Genomic DNA, 15,329 nt, shown 5'->3' with positions numbered 1-15,329 from the left:
ATAATCTCTCAGGAGACCCCATAACATCAGCAACTCATCATTACCCAAGCTCGGTGATTGAATCAAACTATGAATATCTTCATGGAGGAGACGATCAAATTTACATTTTTGACTTTCCTGTTTACGAATTATAGCCTCGATATGGGTTCTAAATTTAACTTTGAAGTAGCAATATAGCCTACCTAAGTTTCTAACCTTCAAACAAACCGTTTCAAATTCCATAACATAATCTCCCGTAGTTGATTGTTTTAGTTTATAAAAAATACTGTTTTTGGCCTACTTACTTGGTGGGAGTTAAATCTCTTTTACTGTTAGCGATAGCCACCTCTTTTTCCACTGTTTCTTAAGAATTCTTTGTCGATACAATTCCATGCGATTAGGATCCGCTAAGAAATGTGGTGTTGGCCGTACTTGGTAAGCATAAATGTCATCCAATCCAAAAGGAGCAAATATTTCTAATTTATTTCTTTCTGTTCGACAAATACCTATCGCTGTGCATCTTTCTGGAAATTTTTCAATCGCATCCCTTGATGATTGATACGGTTTAGTATTCGGACTATGGATATGCATATACACTTGATTTTTTAATTCCCATTGATAGGCTGGATAGTTTTGATATAAATTGCTTTCTATTTCCATTGTCTCTTCATAAGAAATATTTTCATCAAAAAACACAAGATCAACATCTGTTTCTTCATCAAAACTGTATTGATTCCAAATGAAATTACGGATAGTTCCCGCACAGAGCCAGCAATCTGATAAATTCAGTCTATCCATTATGTCTAATATGACCAAAATATTTTTATCAGCCAGTAGACACCTCTCTAATTCCTCACTCAGCTTCTTACTTCTTTCTGTAAAACTATCTTTCATCTGGCCTCCCTTTTGATTTTCTGGCTCATGATTCATTCCTCCCCTTGCTATTTCTTAACTCGGGCTGAAACAGTCTCCCCCAGACTGCTTCACTCCACCGGACCTTAATTCGCTCTTTGATTTTCAGCTCATGATAAAAAGGTCCACTGGACCTTAATTCGCTTTCTTGTTTTCATGCTCATGATAAAAAGGTCCACCCGGACCTTTTTATTCCTCTTCCATAAAGCTGTTGAAGACTTCTTCAATCATATCCCATTCTGCTGTTGCGTCTTCTGGGATAGGTTGCAAATCGCCTTCTGTGCCATTCTCATTCTCAATGTATGAGTAGGCTTGGATTTCAACTTCTCCGTTCTCATCTTCTTCTGCACTTGCAGGAATCAAGAGAACATAGTTCTTACCAAACTCTTCTTGACCGTCAATCGTCAATAAGATTTCAAAAAGTGTTTCGTTACCTTGGTCGTCTACCAAAGTAATCAATTCACGTTCGTCGTGGTTGTGGTCGTGTTCATGGTCATGATGATGTGCCATTAGAATCTCCTTTAAAATGTTCTATCTAAATAATTTTGTAAAATCAGCTGAGCTGCTAATTTATCGATAACTTTCTTGCGTTTTCCTCGGCTGATATCCGCTTGCTCAATCAGCATCCGTTCTGCTGCAACAGTTGTTAAACGTTCATCCTGATAATCAACTGGAAGTTTGTAACGCTCAGTCAATAAATCACCGTAAGCTTGACTAGCTTCCACACGTGGACCACTAGTATTATTCATATTCTTCGGCAAGCCTACAACAAATTTATCAACCTTGTACTGTTCTACAAGTTCGGTCAAACGCTCCAGACCGAATTCGCCCTTTTCTTCATCGATTGGGATGATTTCCAACCCTTGGGCCGTGAAACCTAACGGATCTGAAATGGCTACACCAACTGTCTTGGAACCGACGTCTAATCCCATTATTCTCATTAGAGGTCAATCCCATTCCCTTTCAAATAGTAGCGCACCAATTCTTCAATGATTTCATCTCGTTCATGCTTACGAATCTGATTGCGGGCATCATTATAGCGAGGAATATAAGCAGGGTCCCCACTTAATACATAGCCAATGATTTGGTTAATCGGATTATAGCCCTTTTCCTCCAGCGAACGATAAACACTAGTCAATGTCTTGCTGATTTCTTGTTTATCTGTATCATCTAGGCGAAAACGAACGGTTTCTTCGGTAAATCCCATACTTACACCTTCTTTCCCTATTTTTTACATTATATCACAAATTTTAATTATTCTCAAAAAATGCGCAAAAAGAACCCCAAAAGAGTCCTTTTGTACATCTTATAGAGCTGCTCTCATACGAGCTTGAGCATTTTCAACATTGCGCACTGCACGTGGCAAGAAAGCGCGTATATCATCTTCTTTATAGCCCACTTGAAGTCGTTTCTCATCAATCAAGATTGGACTCTTCAAAATACGTGGGTTAGAGGTAATTAAATCAATGACCTCGTTCACACTCAACTCTTCAATATCGAAGTCCAGACTCTTTGCATAACGGTTTTTTGACGATACGATACTTGCAATACCATTCTCTGTTTTTGTTAAGATGTTTAGGATTTCTTCCTTAGTAATGGCTTCCTTCGCAAGATTATGCTCATTATAAGATAATTGGTGAGCATTTAACCAATTTTTCGCTTTCTTACAAGAAGTACAACTAGATACAGTATAAATTTTAATCATGTAGTCACTCCTTTGCTACATTTTATTAAGCACATTATAGACTATTATATCATAAATTCCCTCGGTCTGCAGACCTATTTTTTAAAAAAACTTTAAATTTTGGGGTAAAAATTCGGTTTTTATTAGAAAAAAGCCTGGAATCTCCAGACTTTTTCGTTCTTATACTAAACAACTTCATACACACCTATAACAGATATGCATCAATGGTTCAATATTAAATCTATTTTGTTAGGAATTAATCTTCTAATTCAATACCGCCATCAAGATCTAGGATAACATCTTGGATTTCTTCCGCAACAACAGGAGCTTCTTCGGTCGCAACTTCTTCAACTCCATCTGCTTCAATCAAGCCATAATGAACACGTATCTTGCGGTCAATTTCATCAAAGATTGCTGGATTATCTGCTAAGAATTTCTTAGCATTTTCAGAACCTTGGCCAATTTTTTCTCCATTATATGAATACCAAGCCCCTGCTTTTTGGATGATGCCGAGGTTGCTACCAATCTCAATCAATTCACCTGTGCGAGAAATTCCTTCACCGTACATGATTTCAACAACAGCTTCTTTAAATGGTGGAGCCACCTTGTTCTTCACAATCTTCACCTTGGTTTCCTTACCAACGTTTTGATCTTTCTTGTCACCTGTTCCTTTGATTTGTGTGTTTCCACGAACATCCATACGGACAGATGCATAGAATTTAAGCGCACGTCCACCAGGCGTTGTTTCAGGGTTACCAAACATGACACCGACTTTTTCACGTAATTGGTTGATGAAAATAGCTACTGTCTTAGTTTTGTTGATGGATGCACCGAGTTTGCGCATAGCCTGGCTCATCATACGAGCCTGCAAACCAACGTGGCTATCACCGATATCACCGTCAATTTCTGCACGTGGTACAAGGGCTGCAACCGAGTCAACAACAACCAAGTCAACCGCACCAGAGTCGATCAGCTTGCCTGCAATTTCAAGACCTTGTTCCCCTGAGTCTGGCTGTGACAATAGTAACTCATCAATATTGACACCAAGAGCCGCCGCATAGGCTGGATCCAAGGCATGCTCCGCATCGATAAAGGCAGCAATACCACCATCTTTCTGGGCTTGAGCTACTGCGTGTAGAGCAACAGTTGTCTTACCTGAGCTCTCTGGACCGTAAATCTCAATGATACGGCCCTTAGGATAGCCACCTGCTCCAAGCGCAATGTCGATTGATAAGCTACCTGAGCTCATGACTTGAACTTTTTGCTCAGCACGCTCACCAAGACGCATAACAGCACCCTTACCAAAATCTTTTTCAATTGATTTTAGGGCATCATCCAACGCTTTTTTACGCTCATCGCCAAATTTCTTTGTAATATCTTCTAATTTTTTTCCTGGTTTCTTAGCCAATGATTTTCTCCTCTTTTCTTAGTCAAACTATTATAGCAAATATCTGCTATTTCACAAAGTGTTTCGTACAAAATCCCAGGCCTGCAGACAAGCAAGCTGGCGAAGGTATTGCCACGAATAACCACCTAAATCTATCTCTTTTTGGGAAATACCCGAGGGCGTAGCCAAAGTGAGGTATACTTTTGCAAGTACGTTGTCCTCTGTTGATTCCGGTTTGATAAGCACAGACACAGCCAAACCTAAATCAGCTTGCAGCTCCTGCCGAATGCAGTCAGCTTCCTCTGATAGCCAGCCCGATTCTATCCCTAGCTGACCGACGACTTTTCCTCCGCTAAAATACGGCTGATCAGCCAAAGCCAGGCTCAATTCAGCTTGCAAGAGACCACCTGTCCCCTGTTCGACGATAGCGATGGTTTGTCTTTTCTCCGCCAAACGAGTCGCTACCGTTTTGACCAAACTATTGTCCTCTCCGTAGGCATAGAAATAGTCTGCCAGTTTGTCATGTTGTAAGATGTCTTCTTCCAACTGATTTAAACGTAGATTTGCTTCTTCTTGGCTGGTCGCTTTGGTGGACAAGCGTAAAGTCACCTCTCCAACTTTTGCATAAGGAGCAAGAGTTGGGTCTGTCTGCTTATCAATCACGTCCGCCAAAACAGTCACCAACTGGCTTTCGCCAATTCCAAAAAAGCGTAGGACACGCGAATAAAGTTGCTGCTGAGATTGGGACAGTAAAGGTAAGAGACTCTCAGAAAACATGGCCTTGAGCTCACTTGGTGGGCCAGGCAAAACAATATAGGTTACACCATCTTGCTCAATCATACCACCAACAGCTAAACCAGCTGGATTCTGTAGCGCCTGACTTCCCTCCACAATCTGTGCCTGACGTTCATTATTTGGTGTACGGACACGACCTGGGCGACTGGCAAAGAAACGGTCTAATTTTGCCATAGCCAACTCATCAAACACAAGATTTCTACCTAAGAAGGTCGCCAAGGTCTGCTTGGTCAGGTCGTCCTCAGTTGGTCCTAAACCACCGCAAAGAACGACCATATTACTCCGCTTGCTGGCTACTTCAAGGGTTGATAATAAACGGCCTTCATTGTCACCAACTGCCGTATGAAAATAAACATCAATTCCCAGCTCTGCACATTTCTCCGAAAGGAACTGAGCATTGGTATTAATGATTTGACCTGTCAAAATCTCCGTCCCAACGGCGATTAGTTCTGCTTTCATATTCCTCCTCTGTCTAGGGTGCGATTGCTCGCTCATCTAATTAGTTCGTAATTTCTTTCCAATCTCGCAAGTTTCTTCGTGTTCATTCAACAGACCTGCAGCCTGCAAATAGGAGTAAATACAGACAGGCCCTACAAATTTGAAACCTCGTTTCTTCAAATCTTTTGAAATCCGCTCAGACAAGTCGTTCTTGGTCGGCAATTCTCGGAAGGACTTGACAGGGTTGTCGATAGATGTAAAGTTAACCCATTCCCAAAGATACGTATCAAACGTACCGAATTCCTCCTGTACTCGAAGAAAGGCCTGAGCATTGGCGCGGGTAGCGTACAGCTTTGCCTTATGACGAATGATGTCTGGATTGGTCAGAAGGCTATCTAACTCGCTATCTGTCATGGCCGCAACCTTTTGAATATCATAGTTGAAAAAAGCAGAGCGAAAAGCCTGGCGTTTATTGAGAACAATTTCCCAGGAAAGTCCTGCTTGGTAGGATTCCAAGCAAAGCAACTCAAACAAAGACTGCTCATCGTGAAGTGGCTTGCCCCATTCTTCATCATGGTAAGCAATATAAAGTGGATTGTTGGGATTGACCCAAGCACAACGGGACATAGAAACTCCTTTTCGTGAATAACTAAAGTACGAATCAGGATAAACAGACTGAAACACGGCTACGATACTTTGCAAAATTGTCAAACTGAATCCTACATATCACTGAGTAACGCAGTTGACATCTGGCAAAAGGCTTCGTCAAAACTCGCCTTTTACCTAGTTGTCATTGCGGAGGTCTCACAACGAAATTTCTTGCAAAATTTCTGTTCGGCCGTCTATTTTCTCTTTGTCCTTTACGCCCTTTGTATCTGGACACGACATGAGCCACAAAAATCGACATTATTTTTGTGGCGAGTTAGTAAGGTACCTAGGCAAGTCGCAAATAGCGATTGCTGTAGTGGGAGCGGGAAAGAATTCGACAGGCAGAAAAAGAATTCGTCTTCCTGCCCCCGCACAGTTGATTAGGCCAGATTTGATGTGTGGAACACGAACAAATCTGCCAATCAACCACTGCGCTGAAATGTTGACTCAAACTTTGAGTAACAAAACAAAACTTTTTAACCATCATACTGGTACGTTAGTTGAACACGGCTACGATACTTTGAAAAATTGTCAAACTGAATCCTAAATATCACCGAATAACGCAGTTGACATCTGGCAAAAGGCTTTGTCAAAACTCGCCTTTTACCTAGTTGTCATTGCGGAGGTCTCACAACTAAATTTCTAGCAAAATTTCTGTTCGGCCGTCTATTTTCTCTTTGTCCTTTACGTCCTTTGTATCTTATTACTTCATCAGCATTTTAAGGGCTGACTTGATGTAGTTTTCTGCGGTGTCGTTGGTGCCTTCAAAGAATTTCTTGATTTTCTTGAGTTCGGCTGGGCGGTAACCAAGGGCTTCCATGGCTTCCATGGCTTCTTCAAGGGCGATATTTTCACTGGATGGTGCTACTTGTTGAACAGGACCCGCTTCTTCGCTCATGACAAACTTGCCTTCCAAGTCCAAAATCATCTGCTGGGCTGTTTTCTTGCCAATCTTTGGAAATTTGGTCAGGTAGGTAATGTTTTTCTGCTCGATAGCACGAACAAGTCCATCATTATCATCAACAGCAATAATAGCCAGAGCTGTTGTTGGACCAATACCTGATACTGAAATCAGACTCAGAAAGACGGATTTTTCATTTTCTGTAGCAAATCCGTAGAGCAAATGAGCATCTTCACGAATCACCTGATGAGTATAGACAGTCACTTCTTGCTGGACTTGTCCTGAATAGGCGTAGGGATTAGCAACCTGCAAGATATAGCCTACTCCTTGCGTTTCTACCACAATGTATTTTGCAGTTATTTTTGTTAAAATTCCTTTAATATAGTCGTACATATACTTCCTTTGCTAAAGTGTCAACTTTTTCAACTATGTTAATACTTCCCTAATTCACGCAAACTCGTGTGATTTTCTTGAATGCGACGGAACATTTTTTCCATATCCGATTTGCTAAAATGCACTAAGACTGGGCGGCCGTGCGGGCAATTATAGGGATTTTGGCAGTAAGACAATTGTCTCAATAAATCACGCGCCGAATAATCATCCAAAGCATGATTGGCCTTGATTGACCGTTTACAAGACATCATGATGGCCAGTTCTGCCCGATACTGCTTGATTGACACCTGATCCGTCAAGAGCAACATGTCGCACATCTCATAAATGCCAGACTCAATCTCCTCTTCCTTCATCCAAATAGGATGTTCACGCAGAATAAATTGATTAGATCCATATTCTTCCAAGTTGACACCAACTTGACGAAGGGCATCCATTTTGTGGACGAGGTCAAGGGCATCATTCTGCGGAAATTCAAAAATATACGGCACCAATAACTGTTGAGCTGAATTGTCAACTTGTCCAATTTTCTCACGGTAGTATTCGTATTTGACCCTCTCTTGTGCGGCATGCTGGTCAATGATATAAAGTCCTGTCTTGCCTTGTGCAAATAAATACGTCCCATGCATTTGACCAAAATATTCTAACTCTGGAAATGTCGATGTTTCCTCCCGGTCTAATTTATCTGCCAGTTTTGCCAATTCTTTTGCACTTAGATTAGGATGCTCCTGATCTTCTGATTCCACCGACTGACGTTCTGCAAATTGAACAGATGTAGGTCTATTTTCGACAGGCGACTCAACAATCTCTTGCCTATCCTCTTCGAGAGGTTTGACATCCTCAGCGACCACGTCTGGTTTTAAGAAGAAGTCTTGCTTAATCGTATCATAATAGATTTTTGGCTCTCTGAGTGGTAAGGTGCCTTGCTCTGCTTTTACTTTTGGTCGAGTACTTGACTGAGCTAAATTCTCAAGAGCATCTGGTATCAAGTCCTGCTCTTTAAGTGCTTGACTAATCGCCTCTCGAATCAAGGTCATGAGTTCTTTTTCCTTGGAGATGCGAACTTCCTGCTTGGTCGGATGCACATTGACATCAGCAAGATAGGGGTCAATTTCTATAGAAATGACTGCCAGCGGAAAGCGTCCAACCATCAACTTACTGCCGTAACCTTCCAAAATCGCTCGATTAAGCAAAAAATTCTTGATATAGCGACCGTTGATAAAAATGGAAATGTAGTTGCGGTTGGCACGAGTCAACTCTGGCAAGGAAACATAACCTGAAATCTGAAAATCCAGATCTTCTGCCTCAATTTCAACCATTTTTTTGGCAGAAGCAATCCCATAAATCCCTGAAATTGCCTGACGAAGTTTCCCTGTCCCTGCAGTTCTAATTAATTCTCGTCCTTCGTTTACTAAGACAAAGGCTATTTCCGGATGAGCTAGACTCAATCGATTTACAACATCAACAATATGTGATAATTCAGCCTGTTGACTGCGAACATATTTGAGACGAGCAGGGGTATTGTAAAATAAATCCGAAACAGTAATCTGCGTACCAACTGGACGACTAACTGGCTCCTCTTTCTCGATGACACCACCTTTGGCCTCCAAATGAAGTCCGTGTGCAGAGTCTGCCGTAGCTGTCTCAATGATCATATGACTGACAGAAGCAATGGAGGGCAGGGCTTCTCCACGAAAACCGAGGGTGCGAATACGAAACAAATCCGATTGATTTTTTATCTTACTGGTGGCGTGACGGCGGAGGGCAAGCGCTACTTCATCAGGGGCAATCCCCTCACCGTTATCCGTAATTTGAATCATTTTGAGGCCAGCCTCTTCAACACTAATTTCAATCTGACTAGCCCCTGCGTCAATGGAATTTTCCACCAACTCCTTAACCACACTGGCTGGTCGCTCAATGACCTCACCAGCCGCAATCTGGTTGGCTAGTATTTCTGGTAGTTCAATAATATGTGACATCATTTCTCCTACATTTCTTTAATAATTTTTCCCGAATGCTTATTTTTCCATTATACCACATATCCACTTTCCCTCCTTTTCCCAGATAGGCTAAAGAAAAAATGACTGCCTGAGCAATCATTCATTCTTTTGATAAATCGTAAAGTAATCCGTTGTCTGAACAGACTGGTACTGTGATTCTAAATTTGTCTTGATTTCATCTAGAATTGGCAAATTCTTATTGACGACTACAAATTTTGCCTCATTTTTATTGATGTCATACATCAAGCTATTTTTATTGTCGTCAGTATTCAGATAGGGTTCTGCTGTAGTAATCGTTGCAGCAGATAAACGTTGACTTGAAAGATAGATGCTTGCGCTATTATCCCAAACATAAATCTTATCCGAATCTTTTGTTTGTTCATCAATGTAATTGGCAACTTGTTCACGGTCAGTTCTCAAATCTCCCTGTACCAAATAAAGATAAACAGGTTGAGCGATAATACCCAAGCAAATAGCTAACGGAAGAAAGAATTGACGACGCAAATACCCACTATAATCTTCTACATCCTCATCACGCAGGTAAACGACTGACATCGCAAAACCATACGGTAAAAGAAGAATGAGTTGGCTCCATTGAAAGTTTGCATTCCCAATAATAAAGACACATTGAACTAAGAAAGTCAATAATAGGAGAACTTTGATATAGGTATGTCTTCCTTGTTTGAAAGAAAACACCATTTGGATGAAACTTTTAAAGAATCCAGATAAGAGTAAAAATACAGACACAATCGCCAAGGCTAAATATAGATAGGAATGGTGAAAGTCTAACTGTAAGTTATAAAGGAAAGTTTGTTGAATAGCTGTCCCCAGAATCTGCGCCTCAAAAGCATAATAACCTACCGCATATAGAATCAGAAGAAAACCAAAAATGGTCGCTAATAATTGATAGATTCCTCGAGTAACTTGGCGGTGTTGGATATTAAAAATAAATAAAACTAGACCCGCAACTAACCAAAGGATCAGACTTTTTGGGTAAATTAAAAATACCAATGCCGCATCAATTCCGTAGAGGATAAATGCCTCATCACGCACTGCATTTTCAAAATAGCGGACCAGAAACCACACACTAGTCAAAAGAAACGGAAGAGCAAACATTTCTGCATACATCCCTCCAAAACCAAGTGCAAAAATAAATACATAGAACCAATGACTAGAACTTATCGCTAGGTGTTCTGACTGACTAAAATAAGCTACAATCTTATAGAAATAGACTCCCGCTATCAGTAATGCTATAAACTGGAGGATTCCAAAGATAATGAAAGTTCCTCCCAGATGACCTAAGAAAGCAAGTAAGTAGAATAATAACCCGCTTGTACCAAAGAAATCACCATAAGGGATTTGTCCATTTGCCATTGCCATCCCTGCATATAAATTTTGAGTTTGTATATTGGTTGCAAATGGCATTAGCAGTGGATTGGCTACGCTAAAAACACTTAAAACTAAGCTCCAAACAAGAGCTGGCCAATACTTTGTCTTTAATACTCTTTCATGAAATTCACCATTCAGTTGCACTTGCTGTCTACGTGATGCTCTACGACTACGCCGATAAGTTTCCTCAGGATGAGTAACTACGTCCGAAACTACATCTAATTCTGTCATTTTCTTCTCCTTGGATTTGCTTTCCTTATTATATCAAAAAGCACTCCCGATGTCATTTCCTATCGGGAGTTCTGGAAATTTTTGCAAACTGTTCTAATTGGCGAAAAGTATGGCGTTTGTTCTCTTGAAATTCTTTTAAAAAGGCTACTTTTTCTGCATGTGTCATACCTATTTATTCGCAAAAAGATATTCATTTTTTAAAAATCCGACGAACTTCTGAGATAAAGTAGAGAGAGCCTGTAACAATCAAAATCCCTTGCTTGCTAGATTGCCAGTCTTCTATAAATTGCTGATAATTCTCAACATAATCTCGTCCTTGTCGGTTTTCCTCAGCCAAGGCACCATCATAGGCAAAGCTGGTTAATACAAGTGGAGTATGTGGCAATTTTTCTTCTAATAATTCAAGCATTTCTTGAAAGTCCTTGCGCCGAAGGGCCGAAAAGAGAATGGTGACAGGCTCTTCTTGAACCTGAATAAATTCAAGCAAACGTTCGATAGCGGGGACATTGTGGGCTCCATCCAAATAGATTTTTGGCTCTTGAACTACCAATTCCAAACGACCAGGCCAGCTGGTTTGGGCAAGGGCTTGTTGAATCAACTGAGGTTGAATGTCTTTTTGAATATTGGTCATATAGAGTAGAAAAGTTTGTAGGGCTACGGCCGCATTCTCTTCTTGGTGATGGCCAGCCAGACCCAAAACCAATTCTGACAGGTCGATGTCCGGATTGCTGAACTGTCCTGCTTTATAGGTGAATTCCTGACCAAATTGGTAGACAGGTGCTTGATTGTCTTGGGCAATTTGGCGACAGATGGCTGTGGTTTCTGGAGAAAGCGGTCCTAGGACGACAGGTACGCTTTCCTTGATAATCCCTGCTTTCTGCTCTGCTATTTCCCTTAAAGTCGAGCCTAATAAATCCTGATGGTCCATGCCGATGGAGGTGATAACGCTTAGGGCTGGGGCCACGACATTGGTCGTATCCAAAAGTCCTCCGATGCCCACCTCTACTAGTGCCACATCGGGTTGTTGAGCTTCGAAATAGAGGAACATAATGAGCACCATGACCTCAAAATAGCGAAAAGGCTCATAACGAGTGGCGATTTCCTGCTCCAAATCGTAGACTTTCTGTAAATAGTGCTGAAAATCATGGTCTGAAATGGGCTGGCTGTCAATACAAATCCTGTCGTGTACACTCACCATGTGGGGGGATACAAAACTTCCAACACGCATACCATGTGCCTGAAATAGCTTGCGCATAAAGGCAATGGTCGATCCCTTGCCATTAGTTCCAGCGACATGAATGACCGGAACTGCAAACTGGGGATTCCCTAGCAGTTCTAGGGCATACTCAATCTTTTCCATCTTGTAATGAAACACCTGACCTTGTTTGGTGTTTAACCAATTTTCTAACATAGCCACCTCCTACATACTGTCTAGTATAACAAAAAAGAGGCTGGGCAAAAAGCCCAATGTCATTAAGTTAACTAACCTATCACGTTTTGTGGTAGGTTAGTTTTTTCTATAGTACACTAAAAATAAAAGGGGAAAAGTCATGCTAGATCAGATTAAAGCTCATTTACTTGATAGTATTAACGACATCGTTTCCACCGCAAACCAGTTTTTACTTCATCCTAAAAAAGATTTTAGTCGGAAAAGTCAGCTAACTAGGAATCTTGATGAACGAGCAGCTTTTATTGACATGCTGAAGACCTCTTCTTTCAAACAAGCTCTGGTGATAATGGATAGGGGGTATGAATCCTACAATGTCATGGTACACTGTCAAGAAAGAAATTGGTCCTATATTATTCGTATTCGTGTCGGGAATCATTCTATGAAGTCAGGATTTAACCTCCCTGACACCCCTTGTTTTGATGAGGCATTTGACCTAAACATCTGTCGAAAACAAACCAATGAGATGAAACAACTGTATCGAGACTTTCCTAATCACTATCGCTGTTTACCTAATCACACATCCTTTGACTTTTTACCAAACTCTAGCCGAAAAAGGGATCCACTCCAGTTTTATGACCTTCATTTTCGGATGGTGCGTCTCGAAATCAAGCCAGGTTTCTTTGAGACTTTGGTGACAAATACGGATTATTCACCAGAAAAATTAAAAGATCTCTATGCCTACAGATGGGGCATAGAGACCAGTTTTCGTGACCTAAAATACAGTATTGGGTTGACTCATTTTCATGCGAAAAAGAAGGAAGGGATTCTGCAAGAAATCTACGCTCGCTTTATCAACTTTAATGTTTGTAAATGGCTAACCTCACACGTTACCATTAAAACATCAAAGTTAAAACAGACTTATAAAATTTGTTTTTCAGACGCTGTTTATGCCTGTCGAAAATTTCTTAGAGAAGAACTTACTTCCTTCCAATTAGAAACCTACATTGCCAAACATTTATCCATCATCCGACCCAATCGAACCTTCCAAAGAAAGATAAAAAGCCAGGCTCCCGTAAGCTTCACTTATAGAATATCATAATAGTTAAAAAATTGGGTTAAAAACCTTCCTTTTTGTGTGCCCTAAATACAAAAACTATTCCCGTCTTGTCATCAACTGCTCAGACGGGAATAGTTTCTTTAATTGTTTAAATGCTTAACTTAATGACATTGGGCTCAAGCCAGCACACTTCTCAGAATTCGTGTCAACATCTCAGCGCAGTGGTTGATTGGTAGATTTGTTCGTGTTTTACACTCCAAATCTGACCATTACGACTGATGCGAACAGAGTTCGCCTTATCTCCAACCTCCAACAGTCACTACTCTGACTGTTGGAGCTATACGGGGGTGGGAGTTTAAAAGGTCTGGGAGACCTTTTAAAGTGGGAGATATAAGCTGACGGCAGTCAGCTCACATAAATTGATGTCTGGGAATAGACTGTTTCAGCTCAACAACTAGAAATAAAGACTTGTTGACGAACTCTTTTTGACCAGTCGAGTTCTTATACGAAAACTCAAAAGAATGCAGAAACTCCCTCCCTATGATAGAATCAAAGTGAAACAATTTTTATATTAGGCTACTAGCTCGTCCCTAGTAGTCTTTTTTGTGCTAAAAATTCAGGATAAGTCATCTGTTCTTTTAAAAGGATATAGGCTATTTTTAATAGTTGATGCGCAAGTGCAATGGTTGCTTTTTGTGAGCCACGCCGACTTTGAATCTGATAAAATCGGTCTGCTAGGGTACTTCCTTTCTGGTTCCTAGCGGCGAAAGCGGCTTGACATAAACATTTCTTCAAATATGAATTTCCGTGTCGAATCTTGGTACTTCGTTTTTTACCAGCACTCTCATTATTACCTGGACAGAGTCCAGCCCAAGAAGCTAAATGTCCAAATGTCGGAAACTGACTCATGTCAACTCCAACCTCAGAAATGATAACAGAAGCTGTAATGACATCAATGCCTGGGATGGAATCCAATATTTCTACATGTTTTTCATATTGTGATAGATAGACATTCATTCGCTCTTCCAACAACTCAATCTGCTTCTGATAAAAATCATAAATCTCTAAGGACTGCTTTAACATAAAGCGGTGATGGTCAGAAAAATAGTCATCCAAGGCTTCCAGAAGCTGCGGCACTTTCTTCTTCAAGCTGGTGTAAACTGATTGATGGACAATGCGAGGTGTAATAGGCGTCCCATCAACCAGTAGCTGAAGGAGATTGCGACCAGATAGCCCCATAATATCTTCAATATAGGTTGTTAGCTTGATACCACCTGACTGAAGAATTTTATGGATACGGTTTGTTTCTCGATTGCGACTTTCCACATAATGTTTTCGTTGTCTGGTCAACTCCCTCAATTCTTGAATGGTTTCATCGGGAACGAAACTCCGAGGAAGCAGACCAATCCGTGTTAATTTGGCAATCCAGTGAGCGTCCTTCTTGTCGGTTTTCTGACCTGGAATAGCCTTCATGTGGGCTGGTTGAGCGAGTATCAACTCGAAGTCATCACATAGAGCATGCCAGACAGGTCGCCAATAGACACCGGTGCTTTCCATACCAACAGCTTCCACATGAAATTGACTGAGAAAATCGTGGCAAGCACGTAGGCCTTTAGTCGTTGTATCAAATGTAGCCATCTCACGCTTTGGACGAGTTGAGGTGAGTGGTCCATGTAGGATACAGACGACAATATTGGCTTGATGGACATCAATACCTGCACAAGATTGATAGAGAACCTCCATGATAATTCCCTCCTTCTAAAAATTAGAGAGCTTATCTACCGAATTGTAGTCGTATTTTTATACTCATGCCTATCGCATATTTTGGGGTGCTCGTCAGTAGAGTGGGTTAGTTTTTCCCGCGATGACTAACATCATTAACTCGTTAACCACAAAGCCCTCACTAAGATTATACACCTAGTGAGGGCTTTATGTTCGTTTTCATTATTCTGTGGGTGAGGGCGGAGCCATCATGGATGTCTTTCCCGCTCCCTTTTTAATAATATTATTCTTCAACCCATGTTCCCCAGTTACCGCCAAGACGACCAAAAAATTTCAAATAGTTAAACATGTTACTAATCTCCTTTAATCTTTATGAGTTTAGTATAATGCATTTCACAATTCTTCA

The 15,329-nt window shown here is 40.9% G+C and carries 14 protein-coding genes; 1 reads left to right on the top strand and 13 read right to left on the bottom strand.

What is annotated here, in order from left to right; all coding sequences use genetic code 11:
• Positions 1-294: 294 nt before the first annotated feature.
• The 12 genes from YYK_RS00415 to YYK_RS00350 form a co-directional block, all read right to left on the bottom strand.
• On the bottom strand, positions 295-873 hold the full coding sequence (locus YYK_RS00415) for a nucleotidyltransferase family protein (protein WP_012774895.1): 579 nt from the start codon (positions 871-873) through the stop codon (positions 295-297).
• Between the two features lie 207 nt (positions 874-1,080).
• On the bottom strand, positions 1,081-1,401 hold the full coding sequence (locus YYK_RS00410) for a DUF1292 domain-containing protein (protein WP_002939343.1): 321 nt from the start codon (positions 1,399-1,401) through the stop codon (positions 1,081-1,083).
• Positions 1,402-1,412: 11 nt separating this feature from the next.
• Complete coding sequence (gene ruvX / locus YYK_RS00405) at positions 1,413-1,832, bottom strand: Holliday junction resolvase RuvX (protein ID WP_002939356.1); 420 nt, start codon at positions 1,830-1,832, stop codon at positions 1,413-1,415.
• Positions 1,832-2,098 carry an IreB family regulatory phosphoprotein gene (locus YYK_RS00400; RefSeq protein ID WP_002939360.1) on the bottom strand — a complete coding sequence of 89 codons (267 nt, stop codon included), beginning with the start codon at positions 2,096-2,098 and terminating at the stop codon, positions 1,832-1,834. Before YYK_RS00400 ends, ruvX begins: the two co-directional genes overlap by 1 nt.
• 99 nt (positions 2,099-2,197) lie before the next feature.
• Positions 2,198-2,596 carry a transcriptional regulator Spx gene (spx, locus tag YYK_RS00395; protein WP_002939362.1) on the bottom strand — a complete coding sequence of 133 codons (399 nt, stop codon included), beginning with the start codon at positions 2,594-2,596 and terminating at the stop codon, positions 2,198-2,200.
• A 235-nt stretch (positions 2,597-2,831) separates the two neighbouring features.
• The gene (recA, locus tag YYK_RS00390) at positions 2,832-3,983 is read right to left on the bottom strand and encodes a recombinase RecA (RefSeq protein WP_011922545.1); all 1,152 of its coding nucleotides are present in this window, start codon (positions 3,981-3,983) and stop codon (positions 2,832-2,834) included.
• Between the two features lie 51 nt (positions 3,984-4,034).
• Positions 4,035-5,216: a competence/damage-inducible protein A gene (locus tag YYK_RS00385; RefSeq protein ID WP_012774894.1), complete on the bottom strand. Its 1,182-nt coding sequence runs from the start codon at positions 5,214-5,216 to the stop codon at positions 4,035-4,037.
• 36 nt (positions 5,217-5,252) lie between these two features.
• Positions 5,253-5,822, bottom strand: coding sequence for a DNA-3-methyladenine glycosylase I (locus YYK_RS00380; protein ID WP_012774893.1), 570 nt, complete (start codon positions 5,820-5,822; stop codon positions 5,253-5,255).
• Positions 5,823-6,546: 724 nt separating this feature from the next.
• Positions 6,547-7,137: a Holliday junction branch migration protein RuvA gene (gene ruvA, locus YYK_RS00370; RefSeq protein WP_011921679.1), complete on the bottom strand. Its 591-nt coding sequence runs from the start codon at positions 7,135-7,137 to the stop codon at positions 6,547-6,549.
• Positions 7,138-7,175: 38 nt separating this feature from the next.
• Entirely contained in the window at positions 7,176-9,113 is a 1,938-nt protein-coding gene (gene mutL, locus YYK_RS00365; protein ID WP_012774891.1) for a DNA mismatch repair endonuclease MutL, read from the bottom strand.
• A 117-nt stretch (positions 9,114-9,230) separates the two neighbouring features.
• Complete coding sequence (locus YYK_RS00360) at positions 9,231-10,754, bottom strand: glycosyltransferase family protein (protein WP_011921677.1); 1,524 nt, start codon at positions 10,752-10,754, stop codon at positions 9,231-9,233.
• Positions 10,755-10,944: 190 nt separating this feature from the next.
• Positions 10,945-12,165 (bottom strand): bifunctional folylpolyglutamate synthase/dihydrofolate synthase, encoded by a 1,221-nt coding sequence (locus YYK_RS00350; RefSeq protein ID WP_012774890.1) that lies wholly within the window; start codon positions 12,163-12,165, stop codon positions 10,945-10,947.
• A gap of 139 nt (positions 12,166-12,304) precedes the next feature.
• On the opposite strand from YYK_RS00350, the gene YYK_RS00345 reads away from it, so the two are divergent.
• Positions 12,305-13,243 (top strand): IS4 family transposase, encoded by a 939-nt coding sequence (locus YYK_RS00345; protein WP_011921674.1) that lies wholly within the window; start codon positions 12,305-12,307, stop codon positions 13,241-13,243.
• Between the two features lie 537 nt (positions 13,244-13,780).
• On the opposite strand, the gene YYK_RS00335 is transcribed toward YYK_RS00345, so the two are convergent.
• The gene (locus YYK_RS00335; RefSeq protein WP_014917171.1) at positions 13,781-14,944 is read right to left on the bottom strand and encodes an IS110 family RNA-guided transposase; all 1,164 of its coding nucleotides are present in this window, start codon (positions 14,942-14,944) and stop codon (positions 13,781-13,783) included.
• Between the last annotated feature and the right edge of the window lie 385 nt (positions 14,945-15,329).

This window comes from Streptococcus suis S735, from assembly GCF_000294495.1.
In the GTDB taxonomy this organism is placed as follows: domain Bacteria; phylum Bacillota; class Bacilli; order Lactobacillales; family Streptococcaceae; genus Streptococcus; species Streptococcus suis.
This window is presented reverse-complemented; position numbering and strand designations above follow the sequence as displayed.